Raw genomic sequence first — 25923 nt, 5'->3', positions numbered from 1 at the left:
AATGGACGGTGCCATGCTGATCCTCATCGCCATCGGCGGAGCAGTGCTCCTGGCCCTCATCCTCGTCATGTTCGTGCTCTCCCGGATCAAGGTGGCCGGGCCGAACGAGGCATTCATCGTCACCGGCCGCAAGGGCCGTACGACGCAGAGCGCCGACGGGAGCCGCTCCACCGACATGTCCGGGCAGAAGGTCGTCCTCGGTGCCTCGGTCTTCGTCCTGCCGGTGGTGCAGAAGCTCCAGTCGCTCGACCTGTCCAGCCGGCGGATCGACGTCAGCATCAAGGGCGCGGTCAGCAAGCAGGGCATCCGGGCCGAGCTGCACGGCGTGGCGATCGTCAAGGTCGGCGGCACCGAGGACGCGATCCGCGCGGCGGCGCAGCGGTTCCTGCACCAGCAGGACGAGATCGAGAGCTTCACCCGGGAGGTGCTCGCCGGTGCACTCCGCTCGATCGTCGGCCGGCTCACCGTGGAGGAGGTCATCCGGGACCGGGCGGCGTTCGCCAGCGCGGTCGCCGAGGAGGCCGAGCACTCGATGACCAACCAGGGTCTGGTGCTGGACACCTTCCAGCTCCAGGACATCCTGGCCGAGGGCTCCTACCTCCAGGACCTGGGCCGGCCGGAGGCCGCCCGGGTGCTCAAGGACGCCGCCATCGCCGAGGCGCGGGCCCGGCAGATCGCCGAGACGGAGCGGCTGCTCGCCGAGGAGAAGATCGCCGAGGCGAACCGGAACCTGGCGCTGAAGCAGGCCGGCATCCAGGCCGAGATCGACGCCGCCAAGGCCAAGTCCGCCGCCGCCGGCCCACTGGCCCAGGCCGAGCGGGACCAGGCGATCCTCACCGAACAGCAGAAGGTCGCCGAGCGCAACGCCGAGCTGAAGCAGCGCCAGCTCGACACCGAGGTCCGCAAGCCGGCCGACGCGGCCCGGTACAAGGTGGAGCAGGAGGCCGAGGCGTCCCGCAACGCGGCGGTGCTGGCCGCCGACGCCGAGCGGCAGGCCACCATCGCCGCCGCCCAGGCCGCCGCCGAGCAGGCGCGGCTGACCGGTGAGGGCGAGCGGGCCCGCCGGGCGGCCCTGGCCGAGGCGAACGCCATCGAGGGCGCCAAGGAGGGTGAGGCCGAGCAGCGCCGGCGTACCGCCATCGCCGACGCGGTCGAGCGGGAGGGCCAGGCGGAGGCCGCGGCGATCCTCGCCCGGGGCCAGGCCGAGGCCGAGGCGATGTCGCGCAAGGCCGAGGCCTTCGCGTCGTACGGCGAGGCGGCCGTACTCGACCTGCTGGTCAAGGTGCTGCCGCAGGTGGTCGAGGCCGCGAGCGCCCCGGTCGGCGCGATCGACAAGATCACGGTCATCTCCACCGACGGCGCCTCCTCGCTGACAAAGTCGGTGGCGGCGAACGTGGCGCAGGGGCTCCAGCTCGGCACCGACCTGACCGGGGTCGACCTGGCCGGGATGCTCGCCCGGCTCGGCGCGACCCGGGGCGGTGCCGACCAGGTCGTCGACGGGACGCTGACCAACGGCGGCAAGGCGGTCGAGCCGAAGAGCTGACCCGAGGACGTTCCACCCGCGGCCCGGCCCGGAGTTGCCGCTCCGGTGCCGGGCCGCCTGCCGTCCCCCGACCGGCCCCCGCCGCACAGGCGGTGGCGACCGGACCGGGCGGCCTGGTCCGTCAGCGTGCCGGAACCGCTAACCCGAGCGGGTGTACAGGGTGGTGAAGGCCAGGGACCTCTGGGTCAGCAGGTCACCGGCACAGGTGTAGTCGGCCGGGGCGGTGGAGGCGGTGAAGGGCCGCCAGGCTCCGGGCGTACCGGCACCGACCCGCAGCCGCACCTCGGCGGCGGAGCGTACGTCCCGCAGCTCGATCCGGTTCCCGACCACGGCGTAGCGGTAGTCGACCCGGCCCCGCAGTTCGAGCACGACCTCCTGTCCGGCGTAACTGCCGGCGAAGGAGGTGCCGTCGCCGTAGTCGGCGATCCCGGTGCCCCCGGCGCCGAGCGAGAGCGTCGAGCCGGTGCCGCCGGTGAAGGCCAGCCGGCCCACCCCGGGCACGTCCACCTGCTCGTCGTGAGAGGTCACCCGCCAGATGCCGACCAGGCAGCCGGCCCCGTCGGCGACCGGTCCGCCGCTCGGGGTACTCCCGGCCGGTCGGCTGCCGCCGGTGGCGGGGCCGGGCTCCGTCGGGCCGGCGCCGGCCGCGTCCCGCGACCCGTCGTCGCGGAGTACGAGCACCAGCACGATCGCGACGACGAGGGCCAGCAAGGTCGACCCCAGCGCCACGATCGGCACCAGGAAGGAGCGTTCACCCGGCCGGCCCGAGACGGTCACGGTCACACCTCCCCGCCCGTCGACTGCCGGATAGCACGGTATCGCCAGCGAGCGCGGGGGTGAACCGTCCGTTCCGGCATTGACCAACCACTAACTCCGCGAACTCTCCGGCACGCTCACCGGGCCCGCGACAGCCGCGGCTGGCTCCGACGACCCGCTCGGCGCAGCGTCGACCACGAGGCCGGAGTTCAGTCGACGGCACCCTGTTCCCGGGCCCAGCGCCACAACTCGGCCTCGGCCTCGTCCCGGTCCAGCGGGCCCCGCTCCAGACGCACTTCCTTCAGGTGCCGCCAGGCCCGACCGACGATCGGCCCCGGTGGTATCCCGAGCAGTTCCATGATGGCGTTGCCGTCGAGGTCGGGGCGTACCCGGGCGAGGTCCTCCTCGTCCTGGAGGCGCGCGATCCGCTCCTCCAGCGCGTCGTAGTCGGCGGCGAGCGCGGCGGCCTTGCGGCGGTTCCGGGTGGTGCAGTCGGAGCGGGTCAGCTTGTGCAGCCGGGGCAGCAGGTCACCGGCGTCGGTGACGTACCGGCGCACCGCCGAGTCGGTCCACTCGCCCCGGCCGTACCCGTAGAACCGCAGGTGCAGCCCGACCAGCCCGACCACTTGGCCGATCACGTCCTTGGGGTAGCGCAGCGCCTTCATCCGCTGCTTGGTGAGCCGGGCGCCGACCACCTCGTGGTGATGGAAGCTGACCCGGCCGTCCGGCCCGACCGCCTTGGTGGCCGGCTTGCCGACGTCGTGCATCAGCGCGGCCATCCGGAGTACGAAGTCGCAACCGCCCTCCTCCAGCCGGACGGCGTTGCTGACGACGATCAGGGTGTGCTCGTAGACGTCCTTGTGCTGTGCGTGCTCGTCGATCTCCAGCTTCAGGCCGGACAGCTCCGGCAGGAACCGGTCGGCGAGGCCGGTGTCGACCAGCAGCCGCAGCCCGGTGATCGGGTCGGCACCGCAGAGCAGCTTGGTGAACTCGTCCCGGATCCGCTCGGCGGTGATCCGGTCGAGGTCGGCCGCCATCGCCCGCATCGCCACCCGGACCTCCGGCGAGACGGCGAAGCGTAGCTGCGCGGCGAACCGGGCCGCCCGGAGCATCCGCAGCGGGTCGTCCCCGAACGACTCGGCGGGGGTGCCCGGGGTCCGGATCACCTTGTCGGCGAGGTCGTCGAGCCCGCCGTACGGGTCGGTGAAGTCGTGCCCCGGCAGGCTGACCGCCATGGCGTTGATGGTGAAGTCGCGCCGCCGCAGGTCGTCGCCGAGGTTGGTGCCGTACCGGACGACCGGGTTCCGGCTCACCTGGTCGTAGGACTCGGCCCGGAAGGTGGTGATCTCCAGTCGCAGCCCGTCCCGCTGTGCGCCGATCGTGCCGAACTCGCGCCCGGTCTCCCAGGTCGCCTCGGCCCAGCCCTTCAGCAGCCGCAGCGTCTCGTCCGGGTGCGCGTCGGTGGCGAAGTCGAGATCCTCGCCGAGCCGGCCGAGCAGGGCGTCCCGGACCGAGCCGCCGACTAGGTGCAGCTCGTGACCGGCGCGGGCGAACCGGCGCCCCAGTTCGTCGGCAACCGGCGAGACCCGGAGCAGTTCCGTGACGGCGTTGCGCTGGGCAGCGCTCAGGGCCGACCGGCTGGCGGACGGCGTCGAGGGTGCGCTGTTCGGGGCGGATGTTTCGGACATGGGATCGCCAGCCTACTGAACCGTCCGGCACCGCCAAGCGCCGGGCACACGCCCGGCGTGCAAGGAAGGGCCCCTTCTTATCGCTTTTTGTATAAGAAGGGGCCCTTCCTTGCACGCTCGGCGGTGACGCGGCCGGGCGGGCGGATGACCGGGTTGACTAAGGTTCCAAGGTGCCGGCGGGTGCCCTGCCCGCCGTACCCCTTTGGGAGGCTGACATGGCTGGCGGGCTGTACCGCAGCGCGAACGCCATGCCCGACGGCGTCCCGCCGCCCCAGGACGGCGCCACGCTGATCTCCGCGTCGCCGGCCCTGGAGAGCACCTCGCCGCCGCCGGAGACCGCCGGCAGCGCCGCCGGGAACAGCGCGATCATGGCGATCGGCAGCCTGGTGAGCCGGGGTACGGGCTTCCTGCGCACCCTGATGGTGACGGCCGCGCTGGGCGCCTTCGCGGTCAACGACGCGTACGCGACCGCGCTGATCATCCCGCAGATGGTCTACGAGTTCCTGCTCGGCGGCATCCTGACCAGCGTGCTGGTGCCGGTGCTGGTACGCCGACGCCGGGTCGACCCCGACGGCGGTCAGGCGTACGCCCAGCGCCTGCTCACCCTCGCCGTGCTGGCCCTCGGCGTGGCCGCGCTGCTGGCGATCGCGGCCGCTCCGCTGCTGACCGCGATCTACGCGGGTGGTCGCGGCAGCGACTACCACTCGCTGGTCACCACGCTCTCCCGGCTGCTGCTGCCGATCATCTTCTTCTCCGGGCTGAGCGCGCTGGTCGCCGCGATCCTCAACACCCGTGGCCACTTCGCGGCGCCGATGTGGACACCGATCCTCAACAACCTCGTCATCATCGCCGCCTGCGCCCTCTACATCGCCATCTACGGCACCGAACTCATCGACCCAGCCGAGATGAGTCCGGGTCGGATCCTGCTGCTCGGCGGCGGCACCCTGCTCGGGATAGTCGTCCAGGCCATCGGCCTGCTGCCGGCGCTGCGCAGGGTCGGCTTCCGCTGGCGGTGGCGGTTCGACTTCCGGGCGCTGGGCCTGCGCGAGCTGGGCCGGCTCGGTGGCTGGATGTTCTGCTACGTGGCCGTCAACTCGATCGGCCTGATCGTGCTCTTCAACCTGCTCAACCAGGTCGAGGGCGAGTCGGCCGGACCGGCCATCTACAACAACGTCTTCCTGCTGCTGATGATGGCGCACGGCATCATCGCGGTCTCGATCATCACCGCGCTGATGCCCCGGATGAGCGCCGCCGCCGCCGACGGCCGGTTCGAGGACATGGCGGCCGACCTGTCCCGTACCGTCCGGACCGTCACCGCCGTGCTCGCACCGATCGCGGTCTGCTACGCCGTACTCGCCGATCCGATCGCGGTGAGCCTCTTCGACTACGGCGCGGCCCGGGGCGACGCGGGGGCGATCTCGCCGGTGCTGCTGGTCGCCGCGCTGGCGCTGATTCCGTTCGCGGTCAGCCAGGTCTTCACCTTCGCGTTCTGGGCGCTGCCCGACACCCGGATGCCGGCGCTGATCAACATCCCGGTGGTGCTGGTCCGGATCCTGGTGCAGATCCTCGCCTTCGCCGCCTTCTCCACCTCGGTGCTCGCCTCCGGGATGATGGTCGGCAACGCCGTCTCGTACGTCGCCGCGGCGGTGATCTCCGCCTGGCTGCTGCGACCCCGGATCGGCCGGATCGGTCTCGGCGACATGCTCAACACCTTCGGCCGGGTGCTCGTGGCCGCCCTCGGTGCGGCACTGGTCGGCCTGCTGGTGGTGACCCTGCTGCCCGGCCAGGCGACCGAGAACCGCTGGCTGGGCTTCCTGGAGGTGGCGATCGGCGGGGCGGCGATCGGTGCCACGTACCTCGGACTGGCGCTGCTGCTGCGGATCCGGGAGATAACCACGGTGGTCGGCATGCTCCGGCGCCGGCTCGGTCGGTGAGCCACCGGTAACCGGTCGGGGTAGGGGCTGGGGACGTACCTGTGGAAAACCCGGCGCGTCCCGCTTGGAACTCCACACACACCCTGTGGACGATGCCTGACCGACTGTCACGGTGCGGCGGCGTCGTACTGTCCGCGATGTGATCGACGTGACCGCCGTGGCACGCCGACCCGGATGCTCTCGACCTTGTGCATCCGGCATACTTCCGGCGCACAGGGGAAGGTGCCGGGTGCATGCCGACGTCCCGGACGACAAGGGTGCCGGGCGGGGGCGGCGGGCCGGCACACCGACCCCGTAGCAAACTGTTGAAATTAACCTATAGATTGCTAAATGCACGGGCCATCAAGGTGGCTGACAGCGGACGATCCAGCGCGCTTCCCGACACATCCGCCCAGCAGGTCGGCGCACGGCCGCAAGATGACGTGTCGGGGATCAGTCAGACCCGGGTAAGGTCGCTCTCGACGGGTGCGGCGAGCGCCTAGGCTAGGAGTGCCGGTGGCCGTCCGATTCCTTCGAAGGCGGAGCGGGAAGCCAGATGCCTAGCAGCACGGGTCCATCGATCGACACGATCACCGAGGGAGGACGGGTGACCCAGGTCGGCGAAGGTCAGGAGGCGGACGAGGCAGCTCCGTCCGTGATGACCTTCGGTGCCCCCGCCGTCGGTGAGATCCTGGCCGAGCGGTACGAGCTTGCCGAACACATCAACGACGACAGCGCGGGCCGGCAGGTCTGGCGCGGTGTCGACGTGGTGCTGCGCCGACCGGTCGCCGTGGTGCTGCGCTATCCCGGTGGCGACTCCGCGAAGGAGATGCTCCAGGCCGCGGTGGCGGCCAGCCGGGTGATCCACCCCAACCTGGTCGGCGTCTACGACGCGATCGACGAGGAGGACCGGGCGTACGTCGTCCGCGAGTGGGTGGACGGACACTCCCTGCGTGAACTCGTCGCCGAGGGGGTGCTCGACCCCGCCCGGGCCACCAGCATCGCGCACGCGGTCTCCGGAGCGATCTCCGCCATTCACGCCACCGGGATGGTGCACGGCAACCTGCACCCCGGCACCGTGATGGTCGGCGACGACGGCCGGGTGGTGCTGGCCGACGCGCGTACCGACGGCGCGGACACCCCCGAGACCGACGTACGGGCGGTCGGCGGCATCCTCTACTACGCGCTGACCGGCCACTGGCCGCACGCCGAGGCGTCCCTCACGGCCGGATCGACCCGGCGGTCCCGCTCTCCGCTGCCGGACGCGGTACGGGACGCGAGCGGCACCATCGCGGCCCCCCGGCAGGTCCGGGCCGGCGTACCCGCCTACCTCGACGACCTCACCATGGACCTGCTCGACTCGCAGCTCGCGGTGCCGTCCTCGGACGTCCTCGCCGCCGAGCTGGGCCGGCTCGACGCCGCCGCCGAGGAGCACTATCTCGACAGCGGGCCGCTCCGCTTCACCTCCGGTGACGACGGCGGCCCCGACCTGCCGACGCCGAGCAACCGCAGGATGCTGATCGGCATCGCCGCCCTGCTGGTGATCGCGCTGGTCGGGCTCTCGCTCGGCATCAACGCGCTGGTCGGCGACCGGGACCCGTCCGACGGCCAGGCCGGGCCGGCCCCGAGCACGGGGACCAGCACCGAGCCGGCGGTCGCCGGAGACCCGGAGCCACCCGCTGCCCCGCCGCGCAAGGTCAACCTCAAGGGCGACCAGGTGCGGGTGATCGACCCGGACGGCACCCGGAGTGAACTCGACGACGTGGAGAAGGCGGTCGACGGCGACCTCAACGAGGGTTGGGAGACCGAGACCTATCGGAACGGGTCGAAGTTCGGCAACAAGAAGGACGGGATGGGCATCCTGATCAACCTGGGCGAGCCCAGGGAGGTCACCAGCGTGCAGGTGGACTTCTCGGAGAGCGGTGTCGCCGCCGAGCTGCGCTCGGGCGCCAAGGACTTCCCGGCAACCGCCAGCGGCGACCGGGCTCTCGTCGAGGCGTACAGCACCCGGATCGGCAACGCGTACGAGAGGACCGACAGCACCAAGGTCCTGTTCAGCAACTTCGTACCGGGCCAGAAATACCAGTACCTGATGCTGTGGATCACCGACCTGCCGGAGACCGAGCCGGGTGCCGCCCGGTGGAAGATCGGCGTTCAGGAGATCACGGTCCAGAGCCGGTGAGTTGCCGGTCGTCCGCGCACGTGCGCGATTCGGCTATCGTGCGGCCATGACCGGCGGGTTGGGATCCGACGCTGCCGGCCGCGCCGGCTCGTCCCCCGTCCACCCCTGGGCGCCGACCGACCCGGCCCGGCCAGCGAGCCCGGCCGTGGGCGACGTCGAGCCCTCCGGGCCGCAGGTGGCGGGCCGGACCGACGGTACGGTGACCCGGCCGCCCGGCTCCGTCCGGCTCGACCCAACCGCCGAACTGTCCGGCGGTGACCTGTCCGGCGATCCGGAGCGCAGTGACGCCGAACTGCTCCGGGCACATGTCGACGGCGACCGGGACGCCTTCGCCACCCTCTTCCACCGGCACCGGGACCGGCTCTGGGCGGTGGCGCTGCGTACGGTCTCCGACCGGGAGGAGGCGGCGGACGCCCTCCAGGACGCCCTGCTCTCGGCGCACCGCTCGGCGGCCCGGTTCCGGGGCGAGGCCGCCGTCACCACCTGGCTGCACCGGATCGTGGTGAACGCCTGCCTCGACCGGATCCGCCGTCGCCAGGCCCACCCGACCGTGCCGCTGCCGGACAGCAGCCGCCCGCTCGACACCGCCCGCTGGCAGGGCGGCGTCGAGCCGGCCGCACCCCCCACCGACCACGACACCCGGCTCGTCGTACGCCAGGCGCTCGCGGAACTACCGGTCGAGCAGCGGGCCGCGCTCGTGCTGGTCGACCTACAGGGCTATTCGGTCGCCGAGGTGGCCGAGATGCTCGGTGTCGCCGAGGGCACCGTGAAGAGCCGGTGCTCCCGGGGACGGGCCCGGCTCGCCCTCCTGCTCGGCCACCTCCGACCGGCGGGTACCGGCCGCGACCCCGCGCCGAGTCCCAGGGTGCCGTCGGTCACCAGCGGGAACCTCGGCTCCGGCGGCGGCGTCCGATCGGAGTCGATCCGGCAGGGGCCGGAGAAGCAGGTGGCACCGGGCCGGCGTGGTGGCCGGACGGACCAGGACCAGGAGGAATCGTGACCGGGGGCCAGTTCCGGGAGGTCGATCTCGACCTGCTGGCCGACTATGTCGGTGGCGCGCTGCACGGCACCCCGGACGAGACCGAGATCGCCCGGCTGGTCGACCAGGACCCGGCCTGGGCCGAGGCGTACGCCGCCCTCACGGCCGGGCTCGACGCGGTACGCCTCGACCTCGCGGCCTGGGCCGCCGAACCGACCCCGATGCCGTCCCCGGTGCTCGACCGGCTCGTCACGGCACTGGCCGGCGCGGCCGCGCCCGACAGCACCGGACCGTCCACCGGGACGAGCCCGACCGAGACTGCCGGGGCACCGGCGAAGCCGGCCACGGAGCCGGGCCAGGATTCCACGGAGCCGGTGGAGGCTCTCGGAGTGCCGGCGACGCTGGCCGAGGCTCCGGCGCCGGGTGCCGCCAGCCGGCCCGGCGTCACCGCGGATTCCGGGTCCGGCCCGGCGAGCGGTTCCGCACCGGGCGGGCCGAGGCGGCCGGCCGGCCGGCCCCGTCGCCAGCAGTCAGCCGAGCCGACCCGGGCCGGCGGCACGCAGCGCCCCGGCACAACCGGCCGGCGACGGCGCTGGGCGCGGCGGATGGCCGCCCCTCTCCTGCTCGCCACCGTGATCGCCGGGTTCGCCGGGTTCGCCCTCAGCGGGCTGGTGAACGGCGGAGACAGCGCCGGTGACCAGTCCGCCGGTACGGCGTTGAACTCCGGCGAGGACTCCGCCGCGCCGCAGATCCTCGGCTCCGGCCCGCCCCGGACGGTGGTCGAACCCTCCGCCGAGCGGGTGCTCTCCACCGGTACCGACTACACCCCCGACTCGCTGCCGGACACCGTCTCCGACCTGGCCAGGCAGGCCGTCCCGACCACCGCGCCCCCCCGGTCGTCACCGCGGGTCCGCAGCTCCGGCCCGGTACGCGAGGACGCCGGCCCGGGAGCGCCGAGCAGCAGCCCGGACCGGGCGACGGCCACCTCGCCGTGCTGCCTGCCGCTGAAGGCCGACAAGTCCCTGCAACGGCTGACCGACCGGTCCGTACTCGCCGCCTGCTTCGACGCGATCGCTGCGGAGCACGCCCAGGGCCCGGTCGCGGTCGAGCTGGTGGACTACGCCACCTTCCAGGGCAAGGCCGCGCTCGTCGTCGTCTTCACCGATCCGTCGGGCGCCCGCTGGGCCTGGGTGACCGGTCCGAACTGCGGTTCACCGGCCGCCGGTGCCGACGTCACCTATCAGAGCCGGGTAGGGTGAAACAACGCCTCGTCGGCTGTTTCGCCGGCGCAGTGACATGACCCACCGGATGACCGGCTCGGGAATCCCCGGTTCGTACGATGACGTTCTGGCTTGCAGGTGCCGGTGCCGTACGTGGCCGGCGCTCGGACCGCCGTCGGCGCATGGCGTCGGTGGCGCAGAGACACACATCGGGAGACGGCAGTGGACGAGGTCCGCAACCTGATCATCATCGGCTCTGGGCCGGCCGGTTACACCGCGGCGGTCTACGCCGCGCGCGCCAATCTCAAACCGCTGGTCATCGAGGGTGTGCAGTCCGGTGGTGCGCTGATGACCACCACCGAGGTGGAGAACTTCCCCGGCTTCGCGGACGGCATCATGGGTCCGGAGCTGATGGACGCCATGCGCAAGCAGGCCGAGCGGTTCGGGGCCGAGTTCGTCACCGACGACGTGACCCGGGTGGAACTGGCCGACACCGGCGTGCCGGGCTCCGGCGCGGTCAGCACCGCGTACGTCGGCGAGACGGCGTACCGGGCGAAGGCGGTCATCCTGAGCACCGGTTCGGCCTGGCGGCCGCTGGGCGTGCCGGGCGAGCAGGAGTACCTCGGGCACGGTGTGTCGTCCTGTGCCACCTGTGACGGCTTCTTCTTCCGCGGCCAGGAGATCGTGGTGGTCGGCGGCGGCGACTCGGCGATGGAGGAGGCGACCTTCCTCACCAAGTTCGCCAGCAAGGTGACGATCGTGCACCGCCGGGACGAGTTCCGGGCCAGCAAGATCATGGCGGACCGGGCGCTGGCGAACGAGAAGATCCAGGTCGAGTGGAACAGCGTGGTCGAGGAGGTGCTCGGCGACGACGGCAAGGTCTCCGGGGTACGCCTGCGCAACACGCACACCGGCGAGGCCAAGACGCTCGACGTCAGCGGCGTCTTCGTCGCGATCGGCCACGATCCGCGCAGCGAGCTGTTCCGGGGTCAGGTGGAGCTGGACGAGAGCGGCTACGTCAAGGTCCAGGCGCCGACCACCCGGACCAACATCCCCGGCGTCTTCGCCGCCGGTGACCTGGTCGACCACACCTACCGGCAGGCGATCACCGCGGCCGGCACCGGCTGCGCCGCCGCCCTCGACGCCGAGCGGTTCCTCTCGACCCTCGAAGAAGACTGAATTCCAACGCACGAAGCAACCCCCCGAGGAGGACTAGTGGGAGCAACAAGCGCCGTCACGGACGCCAACTTCGCCAGTGACGTGCTGCAGTCCGATACGCCGGTACTGGTGGACTTCTGGGCCGAGTGGTGCGGGCCGTGCCGCAAGGTCGACACCCTGCTGGAGGAGATCGCCGGCGAACTGGGGGACAAGGTCCGGATCGTCAAGCTCAACATCGACGACAACCCGGAGACCGCTCGTGCCTACCGGGTGCTCTCGGTGCCGACCCTCACGATGTTCAAGGGCGGCGAGCCGGTCCAGTCCATCGCCGGGGCCCGTCCCAAGAGCGATCTGATCAAGCTCATCGAGACCGCGCTGTAGCGCGAGCCGCAGCCAGGCCGACGCGCCCGTCTCCGGAGACCCCGGAAGCGGGCGCGTCGGCGTTTCCGGCCGCGCCGGGGCCGGCCGCGACGACAGGCCGGAACCGGAGACCGCCATCCGTGGCGGATCTGACACCAGCGGTACGGCCGGCTCGCGTCTGGCGTACCGACCGAACGGGTATATCCGCAGCTGGGCGCCGGGGTTGGCCGGATGCCGTACGGTCAACGACGGGCGGGGGCGGGAGCGCCACGGTACGCTCCGGAAGCGTTCCTCCTCGCGAAGGTGGGTCGACGCCACCGGGTCGGACCCCGTCGAGTGGTCCGCCGGGCCCGGCGGAGGAACCGAACCGTCCACCGCCGGAGCGGTCACAGGGCCGATCCGGCACCGCCGGAGAGCCCGGCAGACAGCCGCAGGCACGCAGAGGGAGGTCGTCCGTGCGTCCGATCCGACCTGGTGACCGGGGACGCGCGGTCACCGAGATCCGAGCCGTCCTGGTCGGGTTGAGCCTGCTGCCCGCCGGTGGGCCGCCCGGCGCCGACGAGTTCGACGCGGAGACCGAGCGCGCGGTACGCGCCTTCCAGCAGGACCGGGGGCTCAACGTCGACGGTCAGGTCGGCCCGGAGACCTGGCGGGCGCTGGACGCGGCCCGCTGGCGCCTCGGCGCCCGTACCCTCTACCAGGCGATTCCCGACCCGCTGATCGGCGAGGACGTGCGTACCCTCCAGGAACGCCTGCTGGAGATGGGCTACGACGTCGGCCGCGCCGACGGCGTCTACGGCGCCCGGACGGCCCGCGCGGTCGCCCAGTTCCAGCGCGAGGTCGGGCTGCCCCCGGACGGCGCCTGCGGCCCACAGACCATGAACGCGCTGCGCCGGCTCGGCCGGAAGGTGGTCGGCGGCCGTCCGACCCTGCTCCGCGAGTCCGACGCGTTCCGCCAGTCCGGCCCGAACCTGGTCGGCAAGGTCATCGTCGTCGACCCCGGTCACGACCCGTTCGATCCCGGGTTCGTGGTGCAGGACGGCACGATGCGGTGGACCGAGGCCGACCTCGCCTACGACCTCGCCGCCCGGCTGGAGGGCCGGCTCGCCGCCGCCGGCATGCGGGTGCACCTCACCCGCGGCCCGGCACCGGCGGCGCCGCTGGCCGACCTCACCCGGGCCGACCTGGCCAACGAACTCGGCGGCGACCTGCTCATCTCGCTGCACGTCGACGGGCACGCGAACCCGGAGGCGGACGGGGTCGCCACCTACCACTACGGCACCTCGAACGGGGTGACGTCGAGCGTCGGCGAGCGGCTGGCCGGGCTCGTACAGCGCGAGATCGTGGCCCGGACCGGGCTGCGCAACTGCCAGACCCACGCGAAGACCTGGGAGCTGCTCCGGCTGACCCGGATGCCGGCGGTACGCGTCGACGTCGGCTACCTCACCTCACCCACCGACCGGGCGCGGCTGATCGACCCCCGGTTCCGGGACCGGGTCGTGGACGCCATCGTCGCCGCCGTGCAGCGGATGTACTTCCCGGTCGAGGAGGATGTGCCGACCGGCTCGATCGACGTCAGCGAGCTGCGCGCGATGGTGGCGGCCGGCGCCGCCGCCCGGGACTGACCGACCGGACGCCGCGCGGGTGCGGGGATGCCGTTCGGCGCCGTCAGCCGGCGGCCGAGCGGGTGGCCGGGCGTACCGGGCGGAGCAGCCCTTCCGGGCTCATCGAGCCGAGCAGCTTCTCCAGCGCGTACTCGACGTCGGACTTCCAGGACAGCGCTGTACGCAGTTCCAGCCGGAGGCGCGGAAAACGCGGGTGTGGCCGTACCGTCTTGAAACCGACGGAGAGGAAGTAGTCGGCCGGGGCGACACAGCCACCGGCACCGTCACCCGCGTCGCCGAACTTCGCGTCGCCGAACGCCTCGATCGCCTTGATGCCCCGCTTCGTCAGGTCCCGCGCGACCCCCTGGACGAGCATCCGGCCCAGTCCGCCACCGGCGAAGGTGGTGATGACGTGTGCCGTGGTGAGCAGTGCGGCGTCGGCCGAGACCGGCGAGGTGGGGAACGCCATCGACCGGGGAACGTAGGCCGGCGGGGCGTACATCACGAAACCGGCGGGCATGCCGTCGACGTATGCCAGCTTCCCGCAGGAGCCCCATTCGAGCAGCGTCTGCGAGACCCAGGCCTCCTTCTCCAGGCCGGGATCACCCGCCTCGCGGGCACGTTCGGCGGCCACCGGATCCAGCTCCCAGTAGACGCACCGCCGGCAGGGCCGGGGCAGGTCTTCGAGAGTGTCGAGGGTCAGACTGACCAGACGTCGCGACATCGGCGCATCCCCACAAATCATCCCGGAGGTATAAAGGCCGCAAACATCGCCATCTCCGGTCCCTACCCCCAACGAGCGATCGTACGCCGGAACCTCGCGGCCCGGGAGAGGACGGGTCGACTACGGACCGTTGCACCCGGTCGGCGGGCGACCGGGCAGGTCAGCCGGTCCGACATGTGGACGGGCCGCTGGGCGGAGGGCAATACCGGGTGATCCGGATTACCATCGAGCGACGAGCGCCGACCGGCGGTGTTGCCGGCCAGCCCCACCGACCCGCCCGTCAGGCGGGGTTCGAACGGACCGGGACGGAGCGCGGGCGCGGCGTTCGAGGTGCCGAGGGCACCCGGGCGGGATCAAGCGACCTGTTTCCGGGAATGCGGTTCGGTGACCGTCCCGGCCACCATCACGGAGGCACGACGAGCGGGCGGGGAGGCGGGATGAGCGGGCGCGAAGCGGGCATCCGGCGACCCGGCCGTGGACGTCGTGACGAGGAAGAGCACAGCGAGGAGGCGGCATGACCGGCACGACGCTGGACGACTACACGGACCGCTATGCCCGACGGGTACGCGGGATGACGGCATCGGAGATCCGAGCTCTCTTCGCCGTCGCCAGCCGTCCGGAGGTCGTCTCGTTGGCCGGTGGCGCACCCTACATCGCCGCGTTGCCGCTGGACGCGGTCGGCGAGATGCTGAACAAGCTCGCCGCCGACCAGGGCGCGACGACGCTCCAGTACGGCATCGGTCAGGGCACCCTGGAGCTGCGGGAACGGATCTGCGAGGTGATGGCGCTCTCGGGCATCGACGTCGGCTGCGGCGCCTCCCCGGAGGACGTGGTGGTGACGGTCGGCGGGCAGCAGGCGCTGGACCTGATCGCCCGGCTCTTCCTCGACCCCGGCGACGTGGTGCTCGCCGAGGGGCCCACCTACGTCGGCGCGCTCGGTGTCTTCCAGAGCGCACAGGCGCAGGTGGTGCACGTTCCGATGGACGCCGACGGCCTGATCCCGGAGGCGCTGGAACTGGCCATCGCCGAGGTCGCCCGCTCGGGTCGCCGGGCGAAGTTCCTCTACACGATCCCGACCTTCCAGAACCCGGCCGGTGTGACGCTGACCGAGGAGCGCCGGGAGCGGGTGCTCGACATCTGCGAGCGGGCCGGCCTGCTGGTGGTCGAGGACGACCCGTACGGTCAGCTCGGCTTCGACTGCGAGGCACCGCTGCCGCTGCGGGCCCGCCGCCGGGACGGCGTCTTCTACCTGAGCACCTTCTCCAAGACCTTCGCGCCGGGCCTGCGGGTGGGCTGGATCCTGGCCCCGCACGCCGTACGCGACAAGCTGGTGATCGCCAGCGAGGCGCAGATCCTCTGCCCCAGCGCCTTCGCCCAGTCCGCCGTCACCACCTACCTGTCGACGATGCCGTGGCGGCAGCAGCTCAAGATCTACCGTGAGGTCTACCGGGAGCGCCGGGACGCCCTGCTCGACGCGCTGGCCGACTACATGCCGGCCGGCACGAGCTGGACCGAGCCCGGCGGCGGCCTCTTCGTCTGGGCGACCCTGCCGGACGGCCTGGACGCCAAGGCGATGATGCCGCGAGCCATCGCCGCCCGGGTCGCCTACGTCCCCGGCACCGGCTTCTTCGCCGACGGCACCGGCGCGGGTCACATGCGGCTCAACTTCTCCTTCCCGCCGCCGGAGCGGATCCGCGAGGGGGTGCGCCGGCTGGCGAGCGTGATGGAGCAGGAGACCGCGATGCGCGAGGTCTTCGGCACCGTGGCTGCGCCGTCCCGCCGTCGTGGGCAGGCCGGCGCGGACGTGCCAGGTCCCGACTTGGCATGATCTCCGGCATGGGTACCCACTCTGCCGACGATCCGCTGCTCGCCGCCGAATGGCCGGACCTCGTACCACGGGAGGCCACGGCGGAGCTGCGGGTACTGGTGCTTGCCGGCGGTCTCTCCTACGAGCGGGACGTGTCACTGAAGTCCGGTCGACGGGTACTCGACGCGCTCCGCTCGGTGGGTGTGGAGGCGGAACTGCGGGACGCCGACGTCTCGCTGCTGCCGCTGCTCCGGGACGATCCCCCGGACGCGGTGGTGATCGCCCTGCACGGGTCGACCGGCGAGGACGGCTCGCTGCGCGGCGTACTCGACATCTGCGACGTGCCGTACGTCGGCTGTGACGCCCGCTCGTCCCGACTCGCCTGGGACAAGCCGTCGGCGAAGGCGGTACTCCGCGAGGACGGCATCCCCACCCCGGACTGGGTGGCGCTGCCGCACGACCGGTTCTCCGAACTCGGTGCGGTGGCGGTGCTGGACCGGATCGTCGACCGGCTCGGACTGCCGCTCATGATCAAGCCGGCTCAGGGCGGCTCGGGTCTCGGCGCCGCCGTGGTCCGGGACCCTGCCGCACTCCCGGCGGCGATGGTCGGCTGCTTCGCGTACGACTCGACGGCGCTCGTGGAGCGCTTCGTACCCGGAATGGACGTGGCGGTCTCGGTGGTCGACCTGGGCGACGGCCCGCGCGCACTGCCCGCCGTCGAGATCGTGCCCCGCAACGGCGTCTACGACTACGCCGCCCGCTACACCGCCGGGCTCACCACCTGGCACGCCCCGGCCCGGTTGTCGGCCACCGCGGCGGCGCGGGTCGCGGAGACCGCCCTCGCGGCGCACGCCGCGCTCGGACTCCGCGACCTGTCCCGGGTCGACCTGATCGTCGACGAGGACGACCGGCCACACGTACTGGAGGTCAACGTCTCGCCCGGGATGACCGAGACCTCGCTGCTCCCGCTCGCCGTGGGCGCTGCCGGCCTCGACTTCGGCGAGCTGCTCCGGACGCTGGTCGCCCGCGCCGCCCAACGCCGCACCCCCGGCCGCCCCTGACCTGCTCGCAGGTCCTCAGGCGATCAGCAGGTCGTCACGGGGCGGATCGCCGGCCACCACACCGTTCCCGATGGCCGTGCTGCGCCGACCCACCCGGACGAGATGCGCGGGCCGCTCCCTCGGCTTGCGGGCGGGCCCGCCCGGTCAGTACGCCCGGGTGGCCGGATCGCCGTGGGATTCACGGCGAGCGGTCGAATCGGAAGTCTCCGCCGGCTCCGTAGCCCGCGCTCCTGCCGCCGGCTCCGCTCCTCCCGGCTCCGGCACGGTCGTCGCAGTCGGGGTCGGGGAGGAGGCGGGCGACTCGGTCGACGCCGCCGGGCCGTCCGGCGTCGGCACGGTAGCGGACGACTCCGCAGCAGCACCCTGTTGAGCCAGGCTCGACGGCGCCTGCCACTGGATGCGGGGCGGCTCGGCCAGCGGACGTCCGCCGAACTCGGCGAGCCAGGCGGCCACGAGCGCGAGATTCTCCCGCCACTGCGGTTCCGGGATCGGGGGCAGGATGTCGTCCCACAGCGAGAGGAAGGTACCGCGCAGCTGGAGCCGCCCGTACGGCCGCGCCAGGAACCACAGGTGCAGGTGTGCGGCGCCGTCACCCCAGCGGTTGACGTGCACCCGGGCGACTCCGTCCAGGGACCGTACGGCCCGCTCTAGCCGTACCGTCATCACCCCGAGTTCGGCAGCGAGCAGGTTGGGCAGATCTCCCAGGTCCAGATGCGAACGTGATTCGAGGATCAGCACCATCGGCAGTCCGGTCGGCCGGTCCATGGCGCGTACCCGCCAGCGTTCACTGACCCAGATGTAGGCGTCGTCGGGGGCGTTGCAGGAGTGGCATTCGCCGGAGCCCTCGCCCTTGCGCGGCGGCTCGACCGCTACGGGGTCGTCGAGTTGCTTGACCCGGAACTCGCCTTCGAAGGGGAACGAAGGCCACCGGGTGAAGTCTGGTACAGCGGGAGGGGTGTGGGGCACGACGCTGACCCTAACCGAGTTCCGGACCGCTGTCCCTACCCTGTTTTGGCTGCCGATCATCGGGAGGTCGACCCGCCGTCGGAGCCACGACGGCCGCCCCCGGACAGCCGGACGGGTTGGCTCGGATTGCTCGGTCCGGAGGCGTTGAGCCGGTTCGCGCGGGACACCGATTCCCTCCCCGGATGGCTGCGGTCGTCGGCTTGGACGCGCCCGCTGACGGCCCGGCTCAGCCTTCCCGCCATGAGGTCTCGTCCGCAGGTTCGTGAGACCGCTCGACGCCCGCCACTCCTGGGCTTCCCATCGAGTCGCCCTTTGAAGTCCGGACGCGATCCGGCCACCACGGGCGGTTCATCGGCGTCCCCGCCGTCCGCCGTTCGGAGTTCCCCACAGGTCCACCGATCCGTTTCCAAGACCGCAATGGCCCCGTCCGGAAGCTGCGGCGAGCGGATTTCACCGCCGTCATCCACAGGCTGATACCGCGTTCCACGCGCTGTTTCACGTGAAACGAGGGGTGCCTGTGGACAACCCCTGTGGATTACTTTCGCCATCCCCAGGCGCCGCAGCGCACCCTCGATGGCCGAGGAATCGATATCGAAGTGGGGCGACGCACTGCACGGTGCGGAGGTGCCTCCGGGGAGGGACCGTGACGCCGTGACGCCGCCGTGTCGGCCACCCCGGAGTGGGGGCTCCCGAGACGGTATGCCTACCGCAAGCGTCCCCTCGGAAGCCTCTCAGGACCGCTGAGATCGCCGCTGGAGCGACGACGCCTTGGACCGCTCCGTCGGGGCGTGCGGAGTGGTCCGGGAGCGGGAGCTCTCGTGTCAGACGCTCTGGGCAGCCACCATCCAGGGTGCTGGTTTCACGTGAAACCAGCCGACCGCCTCCCGCAGCAACGGGAATGGCCACGCCCCCGGTCATTCGGGGTCGTGGCCATTCGCGCGCTGTCGAGGTCCGCCGGTCTGCCTGTCGCACCGGGCAGACCGGCCCGGGGATCAGGCTGTTTCGTCCGGCTCGGCGTCCGAGCCCGTCATCCCGATCAGACCGACGATCCGTTCGAGGTCGTCCACGGTCGCGAACTCGATGGTGATCTTCCCCTTGTTACGCCCGATGTCGACCTTCACGCGGGTGTCGAACCGGTCCGACAGCCGGTCCGCGAGATCGGTGAGTCCGGGGGCGTGCACCTTGGCCCGCCGCTTCGCCGGGCTGGGGCGGCTCGGGGAGGTCTCGGCCAGCTTCACGACCTCCTCGGTGGCCCGTACCGACAGCCCTTCGGCCACGATCCGGCGGGCGAGCTCCTCCTGTGCGGTCGAGCTCTCCAGGCTGAGCAACGCCCGGGCATGTCCGGCCGAGAGCACTCCGGCGGCCACTCGCTTCTGTACCTCGGCGGGCAGGTTCAACAGCCGGATGGTGTTCGAGATCTGCGGGCGGCTGCGGCCGATCCGGCGAGCCAGTTCCTCGTGCGTCGCGCCGAACTCCTCCAGCAGTTGCTGGTACGCCGCCGCCTCTTCCAGTGGGTTGAGGTTGGCCCGGTGGATATTCTCCAGCAACGCGTCCCGGAGCATCGCGTCGTCCCGGGTGTCCCGGACGATCGCCGGGATCGAGTCCCGGCCGACCGCCTGCGCCGCCCGCCAACGCCGTTCGCCCATGACGAGCTCGAACCGGTCGTCGGGAAGCTGGCGCACCACGATCGGCTGGAGGAAGCCGACCTCCTGGATCGAGAGCTTGAGTTCCTCCAGAGCCTCCTCGTCGAAGATCTGCCGTGGCTGCTTCGGGTTGGGCACGATGGCGTCGAGCGGGATCTCGGCGAACCGAGCCCCTGGAACGGGTGCCAGCTCCGGCCCGGTCGGCTGGGTCGGCGCGGGAGGCACCGGCGTGGACCAGGAGGATTCGCCGGACAGGGATGGCGCCGCCTCCGGTCGACCGGCCGGAGGCTCCGCCGTCACCACCCCGGCAGCCGGTTCCGGTGCGGTGGTGGGGATCAGCGCGCCCAGTCCTCGACCCAGCCCGCCCCGCGGACGGTTCTTCATGCCACGCCTCCCGACGCATCAACCGAGCTATGCATTGCGGCCAACAGACTCTTTGACCCCGCGCATCGCAATCTCCTGGGCCGCCTCGAAGTAGCTCGTGGCACCCCGCGAACCGGGATCGTAGGTCATCACCGACTGGCCGTAGCTCGGAGCCTCCGATACCCGCACGTTGCGCGGGATCACGGCCTGGAGCACCTTGTCACCGAAATGGTTCCGGACGTCCTGCTCGACCGCGTCCGCCAGCCGGGTCCGCCGGTCGTACATGGTGAGCAGGATCGTCGAGACCTCAAGGGTCGGGTTCAGGTGCTGGCGTACCAGGTTGATGTTGTTGATCAGTTGGTTCAGGCCCTCCAGCGCGTAGTACTCGCACTGGATCGGGATCAGCACTTCCTGGGCGGCGCAGAGCGCGTTGACCGTGAGCAGACCGAGCGATGGCGGGCAGTCGATGAAGACGTAGTCGAACTCCGCTGGGTGGCCGGCAATGGCGCGGGCGAGACGGGACTCCCGAGCTACCACCGAAACCAGCTCGATCTCGGCACCGGCCAGGTCGATGGTGGCCGGTACGCACCACAGGTCGGGGATCCCCTCGACGCCCTGGGCAACCTCCGCGAGCGGCACGTTGTCGATCAGGCAGTCGTAGACGTCCGGGACGCCAGCGTGGTGTGGCACGTTCAACCCGGTGGAGGCGTTCCCCTGCGGGTCGAGGTCCACGACCAGAACACGGTTGCCGTGCAACGCCAGGGCCACCGCCAGGTTGACCGTGGTGGTGGTCTTGCCGACGCCTCCCTTCTGGTTCGCGACACACATGATCCGTGGCCGGTCCGGACGCGGCATCGTCACCTCGCCGCTCGGATTCAGGATTTGCACAGCGCGCATTGCCTCCATTGCCAACGGGGGATCGTCCTCTTCGCGCGACGGGGTTTCACGTGAAACGTACGCGTCGGATGCGGCGTCCTCAGGGATGGTCTCCGGTACCGCAGACGGCGTGTCGGCCGGAGCTTCGGGCTCGGTGACGACCGGGCGGATCTCCGGACCCGCCCCGTCCGCCCGCACCCGTGCCGCCGGACGGCTCGACGCCGGTTCCTCAGCGCCGACCGGCGACGCGACCGGCGGCACGACCGGTGGTACGACCGGTGGCGCGACCGGCGACGTGGCCGAGGGCTGAACGCCGGCATGCGGTGCCGCCGGCCGCGGCGGTACGTCCGGCGGCGCCGAGAACGTCGGCGCCGTCGCCCGCCCGGCCGGCCTCGGATGTTCCGCAGTGTGCCCGGACGGGTCCTGTCCCGGCCCGTGCACCGGCTGGCGGGGCAACTCCGGCGCCGCTCCCGGGCCGGTCGGTTCCGCCACGAACGGCGAACTCACCGGGGCGTACCCGGACCCGCCGCGCTCGGTCGCCCCGGACGGCGGCGTGACCCGGGCGGTACCGCGACTCGAACCGTGGGATGGTGTGCCGGGGTACCCGGTGGGTTGGCCGTCGGAGTCGTCACCCCGCCCCGGTGGCCGGGTCCGGCCGCTCGCGGACCAGCCCTCGTACTCGGTTTCACGTGAAACATCGGCGCCGCCGGAGTGGTATCCCCCGGAGTCCGTCATCTCTGGATCGTCATACCTACCGTTGTCATGCACCGTGTCATCCCTGCCAGCTTCGGATGGTGTCGGCCCGGTCAGCGCCCATGCCCTGCCTCGGGCGTAGCGTGCGGTCCGGCAAGAAGCAGCGAAGGCCTGAGGCGCCACCCGCTGCCCGGTCTACACTATCGACGCGCGGTCAGCCTACGGCCGCTGGGCAAATAGGGCCACGGCTGTCCGTAGGATGAAAACCGGCCGTTCCGGAGCTCCGTCCTCGCAGAGCGGTCTGATCAGCGGATACGACGCCCCGGCTCAGCTCGTCGATCATCCCGCCGCTTCAGGCACCAGACCCGACCCCGGACGGCTGGCGGAACGCGACTCCCCTGTCGCGGTGATCCGGCCCGGGGAAGGTGCCGTCAGTGCGCCGTCGACGCCTCACCCAGACGGTCCCGCTGGCGGCCGACCGCCCGGCGCTGCCACGGCATCGGCACGCGTACCGACGCCATGCCCGCCGCTGTGGCCGCCTGGATGCCCAACTCGGTGTCCTCGAACACCAGACAGGACTCCGGCGGTACGTCGAGTAGGCGGGCGGCGAGTAGAAAGCCCTCCGGATCCGGCTTGGCTGTCGTGTAGTCCTCGGCACAGACCAGTACGTCGAACTTCGCCAGCAGATCGAGCGTCTCCAGGGACGCGGTGACCGATTCCCTGGTGCTGCCGGAGACGACGGCGAGTGGAAGCCGCAGGTGGGCCTGGTCGATGTGCTGCCGCACCTCTGGTACGGCAGTCAACTGTGGCAACAGCTCACGATAGAACTCCTCCCTGCGCCGGGCGACCGCTTCCGGCGGCATGGTGAGGCCCTGCCGTTCGTTGAGCGTGACGATGATGTCGATCACCGTCCGGCCGCCCCAGGTGTAGAAGAGGTCCTCCGGCAGGACGCAGTTCCACTCCGCGAGCGCTCGCTGCCAGGCGAGGTAGTGCAGCGGCATGGAGTCGGCGATGGTGCCGTCGCAGTCGAAGAGGTAGGCACGGAATTCACCGGCCGGGAGGGGCAGCATCACCGGCACAGGGTATAGCCGGAGCCGGCTCCACCGAGGCACGGGCCAGGACGAGAGCGGCAAGCCGGGCACGCCAGAAGAAAGCACCGCAGAGCCAGCGAGTCGGACAGGGAACGATAAAGGCCAGCGGGCCAGGCAGAAGGCGATGAACCCGGCAGAGCCCGCCGGCCGCTATCGGGCTGTTCCGCCGCGCCGGCCGCCCGACGTACCCCGGGCCGGCGCGCGGCCGGCGCGCTCCCGGACCACCTCCACGACGGTCGTCGGCGGGTCGACCACGCCGAGACCGGCCAGCCGGACCATCGGCGACGACCCGCCGAGCCGGCGTACCGCTTCGGCGTGCTCGGCCACCTCCTCGGCGGCGCTGGATCCCTTCATCGCCAGCAGGCGCCCGCCGGGCACCGCGAGCGGAAGACACCAGCCGGCCAGCCGGTCGAGCGGGGCGACGGCGCGGGCCGTCACGACGTCGGCCGGTACCCGCAGCTCGTCCGGGAGGTTGGCCAGGTCGACCGGTGCACCGGACTCGACCGGAAGCGGCCCGGTGGACCGCCCGCTCCTGCCGGCCCGGCGGCGACGGCCACCGGCACCCTCCCGCCGGCTCGCGGCGAGTTCCTCCGCCCGGGCCCGGACCACGGTGACCGCGTCCCCGAGGTCGAGCGCGGTTACCACCTCGGCCAGGAAGACGGCCCGGCGGGCCAGCGGCTCGACCAGCGTGACCGTCAGGTCCGGCCGGGCGATGGCGAGGACGATTCCGGGAAGTCCGGCCCCGGAGCCCACGTCCACCACGGAGGCACCGACCGGGAGAAGCTCCACCATCGCGGCGCAGTTGAGCAGGTGCCGGTCCCAGATCCGGGGCGTCTCACGGGGGCCGATCAGCCCGCGCAGCACGCCGGGGCCGGCCAGCAGTTCCGCGTACGAGGCCGCGAGCGGGAGCCGCTCCGCGAAGAGGGTACGGGCCGACTCGGCCAGGTCGGCGGGAAGCGGTACGTCCGGCGGGGTGGCGTCGCCGGCCCGGACAGGGAGCGGCCCGGGCGGCGGTTCACCACCCGGGCCGGATACGGATCGGTGCGTCATCGACCGCTCAGTCGACCGGCCGTACGACGATCCGACGGTTCGGCTCGACGCCCTCGGACTCGCTCTCCACCCCGGCGATGGCGTTGACCACATCGTGTACGCACTTGCGCTCGAAGGCGGACATCGGCTCCAGCCGGACGGCCTCGCCGTGCTGCTTGACCTTCTCGACCGCGTTCTTGGCGACCGCGGAAAGCTCCTTGCGGCGGGTCGCCCGGTAGCCACCGACGTCCAGCAGCAGCCGGCTGGGCGTTCCGGTCTGCCGGAACACCGCGAGCCGGGTCAGTTCCTGGAGCGCCTCCAGGGTGGCGCCGCGCTGTCCGACCAGCGCCTGTAGGCGCCCGCCAACCACCTCGACGACCGGGCGTCCGGCGGAGACCAGCTCGTCGATGTCGCCGTCGTAGTCGAGGATGTCGAGCAGTCCCTCGACGTAGTCAGCGGCGATCTCACTCTGCCGGAACAGGTCGGCGTCGCTGGTCGCCGCGGCCGGCCGTCCACCGTTGCTGGCCTTCTCGACCTGGTCGCCGTCCTCCTCGCCGTCCACGTCGTCGTCCTCTTCGTCCTGCTCCGGACCGGCGTCCGCACTCTCTCCGTCAACCGCGACGGCCTCGGTGGTTTCGGCGTCCGCGGGCGGGCCCGCCGGCAGGACCGGCTCGGTGTCACCGATGGGCTGCTCGGCGCGCGGAATACTGGTGTCGGTCACCGTCTCATCTCCGTACTCTCTCGGCCGGACCGTACGGTCCCGCTGGTTTCCCGGGGCCCGGCGGGAGATCGCCGAGTGCCACGGGCACGTCTGCACGGGCAACGGTGCCCGTCGTCACGGGGCGCGGCGGATTCCGGCCGGCGCCAGCACTGGTGGCAGCACGGCCCGAAGTCCTACCGGGCCACCGACCGACAGTTGCGGCCGGTGGCCGGTCCGCGTCAACCCTGACGCTTCGCCGGACGCCCCTTCTTGGGGTTGACCGGCTTGGCGCCCGGCTTGGGAGCGAGCGCCTTGGTGTCGACGGCCGGCTTCTCCGGCTGCGCACCGTTGGCCTTGGCCCGGCCGAACCGGCCGGCGGGCTTGGCCGGCTTGCCGGGCTGCACCGGGTTGCGGGAGTCGGTGCCCCGCCGGGCACCGCCGCCGGCCCCGCTGGTACGCCGAGGAGCCGACTCGCCGGGCTTCGGCAGCCGGGGCGCGGTCTGCGGCGGCGGGTACTTGCGGAGCACCCACTGCTGCTGGCCGAGGGTGAAGAGGTTGTTGGTGACCCAGTAGATGACCACACCGATCGGGAAGATCGCGCCGGAGACGAGCAGCGAGGCGGGAATGCCGTAGAGCATCAGCCGCTGGATCATGCGCTGCTGCGGGTCCTCGGCCCAGCCGGTCTTGAGGATCATCTGCCGGCTGGTCAGGTAGGTGGTGGCGATCATGATGGCCACCAGTACGCCGGCCAGGATCTTGACCGAGGTGCCGCTGGCGTTCAGCCGGGCCAGCTCCGCCGCGGTGGAACCGAACTTGCCGGCGATCGGCACGTCGAAGAGGCGGGCGTGGGTGGCGCTCTCGAACTGACCCTCGGTCCAGCCGTACCGGGTCTTGCCCTGGTTGGCCGGGTCGAGCCGGCGGAGCACGTGGAAGAGGCCGATGAAGACCGGAGCCTGGAGGAAGATCGGAAGGCAGCCCATCAGCGGGTTGGCCTTCTCCTTCCGGTAGAGCTCCATCATTTCCTTCTGGAGCGTCTCCCGGTCACCCTTGTGCTTCTCCTGCAGCGCCTTGAGCTGAGGCTGGATCGCCTGCATCGCCCGCTGCGACTTGATCTGCTTGACGAAGATCGGGAAGAGGATCACCCGCAGGGTGACCACCAGGAAGACGATCGCCAGGATCCAGGACCAGTTCGTGCCCAGGACCGCCCCCGCGGACACCCCGATGGCGTCCCAGGCGGAGTGCCACAGCAGCAGGATCCACGAGATCGCCCAGTAGATCCAGTCGAGACTCAATTCGGGGCTCCAGTCACATCGGCATGGCGGCGTGCGCCCGGCTCCGGCACCGGGTCATATCCACCGGGGTGGAAGGGGTGGCAGCGCAACAGCCGCCGGACCGCCAGGACGGCTCCCCGGAGCGCACCATGTCCCGCGACCGCCTCCAGGGCGTACGCGCTGCACGACGGGTAGAACCGACAGCGGGCCGGCAGCGCCGGGCTTACCCAACGACGGTACGCGACGATGGCTCCCGCCAGCACTCGGGCGCCGACCGTCATCCCGGGCGTACCGCC

The 25923-nt window shown here is 71.8% G+C and carries 21 protein-coding genes; 10 read left to right on the top strand and 11 right to left on the bottom strand.

Going from position 1 to position 25923, the window contains the following annotated elements:
• The first annotated feature begins 13 nt into the window (after positions 1 to 13).
• The gene (locus tag V1634_RS30815) at positions 14 to 1543 is read left to right on the top strand and encodes a flotillin family protein (RefSeq protein WP_331211227.1); all 1530 of its coding nucleotides are present in this window, start codon (positions 14 to 16) and stop codon (positions 1541 to 1543) included.
• Positions 1544 to 1681: 138 nt separating this feature from the next.
• On the opposite strand, the gene V1634_RS30810 is transcribed toward V1634_RS30815, so the two are convergent.
• Entirely contained in the window at positions 1682 to 2320 is a 639-nt protein-coding gene (locus V1634_RS30810; RefSeq protein ID WP_331211226.1) for a hypothetical protein, read from the bottom strand.
• Between the two features lie 188 nt (positions 2321 to 2508).
• Positions 2509 to 3987 (bottom strand): CCA tRNA nucleotidyltransferase, encoded by a 1479-nt coding sequence (locus tag V1634_RS30805; protein ID WP_331211225.1) that lies wholly within the window; start codon positions 3985 to 3987, stop codon positions 2509 to 2511.
• 215 nt (positions 3988 to 4202) lie between these two features.
• On the opposite strand from V1634_RS30805, the gene murJ reads away from it, so the two are divergent.
• The 7 genes from murJ (at position 4203) to V1634_RS30770 (ending at position 13424) form a co-directional block, all read left to right on the top strand.
• Entirely contained in the window at positions 4203 to 5921 is a 1719-nt protein-coding gene (gene murJ / locus V1634_RS30800; RefSeq protein WP_331211224.1) for a murein biosynthesis integral membrane protein MurJ, read from the top strand.
• Between the two features lie 535 nt (positions 5922 to 6456).
• The gene (locus tag V1634_RS30795; RefSeq protein ID WP_331211223.1) at positions 6457 to 8082 is read left to right on the top strand and encodes a protein kinase family protein; all 1626 of its coding nucleotides are present in this window, start codon (positions 6457 to 6459) and stop codon (positions 8080 to 8082) included.
• A 244-nt stretch (positions 8083 to 8326) separates the two neighbouring features.
• Entirely contained in the window at positions 8327 to 9082 is a 756-nt protein-coding gene (gene sigM, locus V1634_RS30790; protein WP_331211243.1) for an RNA polymerase sigma factor SigM, read from the top strand.
• Positions 9079 to 10320 (top strand): hypothetical protein, encoded by a 1242-nt coding sequence (locus tag V1634_RS30785; RefSeq protein WP_331211222.1) that lies wholly within the window; start codon positions 9079 to 9081, stop codon positions 10318 to 10320. Before sigM ends, V1634_RS30785 begins: the two co-directional genes overlap by 4 nt.
• Before the next feature lie 183 nt (positions 10321 to 10503).
• Complete coding sequence (gene trxB, locus V1634_RS30780) at positions 10504 to 11460, top strand: thioredoxin-disulfide reductase (protein ID WP_331211221.1); 957 nt, start codon at positions 10504 to 10506, stop codon at positions 11458 to 11460.
• 36 nt (positions 11461 to 11496) lie between these two features.
• Positions 11497 to 11820 carry a thioredoxin gene (gene trxA, locus V1634_RS30775; RefSeq protein WP_130461256.1) on the top strand — a complete coding sequence of 108 codons (324 nt, stop codon included), beginning with the start codon at positions 11497 to 11499 and terminating at the stop codon, positions 11818 to 11820.
• 434 nt (positions 11821 to 12254) lie between these two features.
• Complete coding sequence (locus tag V1634_RS30770; RefSeq protein ID WP_331211219.1) at positions 12255 to 13424, top strand: N-acetylmuramoyl-L-alanine amidase; 1170 nt, start codon at positions 12255 to 12257, stop codon at positions 13422 to 13424.
• Positions 13425 to 13467: 43 nt separating this feature from the next.
• On the opposite strand, the gene V1634_RS30765 is transcribed toward V1634_RS30770, so the two are convergent.
• A complete protein-coding gene (locus V1634_RS30765) occupies positions 13468 to 14127 on the bottom strand; it encodes a GNAT family N-acetyltransferase (protein ID WP_331211218.1) in 660 nt (219 codons plus the stop codon).
• A gap of 514 nt (positions 14128 to 14641) precedes the next feature.
• Between V1634_RS30765 and V1634_RS30760 the strand changes: the two genes are divergently transcribed.
• Together V1634_RS30760 and V1634_RS30755 are read left to right on the top strand one after the other, a co-directional pair.
• A complete protein-coding gene (locus tag V1634_RS30760; RefSeq protein WP_331211217.1) occupies positions 14642 to 15955 on the top strand; it encodes an aminotransferase-like domain-containing protein in 1314 nt (437 codons plus the stop codon).
• 8 nt (positions 15956 to 15963) lie between these two features.
• A complete protein-coding gene (locus V1634_RS30755) occupies positions 15964 to 16995 on the top strand; it encodes a D-alanine--D-alanine ligase family protein (RefSeq protein WP_331211216.1) in 1032 nt (343 codons plus the stop codon).
• Between the two features lie 144 nt (positions 16996 to 17139).
• Here the strand turns inward: V1634_RS30755 and V1634_RS30750 are convergent, their stop codons facing one another.
• The 8 genes from V1634_RS30750 to yidD form a co-directional block, all read right to left on the bottom strand.
• Complete coding sequence (locus tag V1634_RS30750) at positions 17140 to 17961, bottom strand: hypothetical protein (RefSeq protein ID WP_331211215.1); 822 nt, start codon at positions 17959 to 17961, stop codon at positions 17140 to 17142.
• A 992-nt stretch (positions 17962 to 18953) separates the two neighbouring features.
• Complete coding sequence (locus V1634_RS30745) at positions 18954 to 19988, bottom strand: ParB/RepB/Spo0J family partition protein (RefSeq protein ID WP_331211214.1); 1035 nt, start codon at positions 19986 to 19988, stop codon at positions 18954 to 18956.
• A 27-nt stretch (positions 19989 to 20015) separates the two neighbouring features.
• Entirely contained in the window at positions 20016 to 21335 is a 1320-nt protein-coding gene (locus V1634_RS30740; protein ID WP_407951879.1) for a ParA family protein, read from the bottom strand.
• A 632-nt stretch (positions 21336 to 21967) separates the two neighbouring features.
• The gene (locus tag V1634_RS30735; RefSeq protein WP_331211241.1) at positions 21968 to 22606 is read right to left on the bottom strand and encodes an HAD family hydrolase; all 639 of its coding nucleotides are present in this window, start codon (positions 22604 to 22606) and stop codon (positions 21968 to 21970) included.
• A 171-nt stretch (positions 22607 to 22777) separates the two neighbouring features.
• Positions 22778 to 23677, bottom strand: a complete 900-nt coding sequence (locus tag V1634_RS30730) for a 16S rRNA (guanine(527)-N(7))-methyltransferase RsmG (RefSeq protein ID WP_331211213.1) — start codon at positions 23675 to 23677, stop codon at positions 22778 to 22780.
• Between the two features lie 7 nt (positions 23678 to 23684).
• On the bottom strand, positions 23685 to 24377 hold the full coding sequence (locus tag V1634_RS30725; RefSeq protein WP_331211212.1) for a Jag family protein: 693 nt from the start codon (positions 24375 to 24377) through the stop codon (positions 23685 to 23687).
• Between the two features lie 218 nt (positions 24378 to 24595).
• Complete coding sequence (gene yidC / locus V1634_RS30720; RefSeq protein ID WP_331211211.1) at positions 24596 to 25648, bottom strand: membrane protein insertase YidC; 1053 nt, start codon at positions 25646 to 25648, stop codon at positions 24596 to 24598.
• Positions 25645 to 25908 carry a membrane protein insertion efficiency factor YidD gene (gene yidD, locus V1634_RS30715; RefSeq protein ID WP_331211240.1) on the bottom strand — a complete coding sequence of 88 codons (264 nt, stop codon included), beginning with the start codon at positions 25906 to 25908 and terminating at the stop codon, positions 25645 to 25647. The genes yidC and yidD overlap by 4 nt, the downstream gene beginning before the upstream one ends.
• Positions 25909 to 25923: the final 15 nt, after the last annotated feature.

It is taken from the genome of Plantactinospora veratri, from assembly GCF_036421995.1.
In the GTDB taxonomy this organism is placed as follows: domain Bacteria; phylum Actinomycetota; class Actinomycetes; order Mycobacteriales; family Micromonosporaceae; genus Plantactinospora; species Plantactinospora veratri.
This window is presented reverse-complemented; position numbering and strand designations above follow the sequence as displayed.

Coding starts and splice junctions, on each gene's coding strand:
- V1634_RS30795 (WP_331211223.1), top strand. CDS start 6,457: ATGCCTAGCAGCACGGGTCCATCGATCGACACGATCACCGAGGGAGGA.
- V1634_RS30815 (WP_331211227.1), top strand. CDS start 14: ATGCTGATCCTCATCGCCATCGGCGGAGCAGTGCTCCTGGCCCTCATC.
- yidD (WP_331211240.1), bottom strand. CDS start 25,908: ATGACGGTCGGCGCCCGAGTGCTGGCGGGAGCCATCGTCGCGTACCGT.
- V1634_RS30730 (WP_331211213.1), bottom strand. CDS start 23,677: ATGACGCACCGATCCGTATCCGGCCCGGGTGGTGAACCGCCGCCCGGG.
- V1634_RS30755 (WP_331211216.1), top strand. CDS start 15,964: ATGGGTACCCACTCTGCCGACGATCCGCTGCTCGCCGCCGAATGGCCG.
- murJ (WP_331211224.1), top strand. CDS start 4,203: ATGGCTGGCGGGCTGTACCGCAGCGCGAACGCCATGCCCGACGGCGTC.
- V1634_RS30745 (WP_331211214.1), bottom strand. CDS start 19,988: ATGAAGAACCGTCCGCGGGGCGGGCTGGGTCGAGGACTGGGCGCGCTG.
- V1634_RS30760 (WP_331211217.1), top strand. CDS start 14,642: ATGACCGGCACGACGCTGGACGACTACACGGACCGCTATGCCCGACGG.
- V1634_RS30805 (WP_331211225.1), bottom strand. CDS start 3,987: ATGTCCGAAACATCCGCCCCGAACAGCGCACCCTCGACGCCGTCCGCC.
- V1634_RS30735 (WP_331211241.1), bottom strand. CDS start 22,606: ATGCTGCCCCTCCCGGCCGGTGAATTCCGTGCCTACCTCTTCGACTGC.
- V1634_RS30765 (WP_331211218.1), bottom strand. CDS start 14,127: ATGTCGCGACGTCTGGTCAGTCTGACCCTCGACACTCTCGAAGACCTG.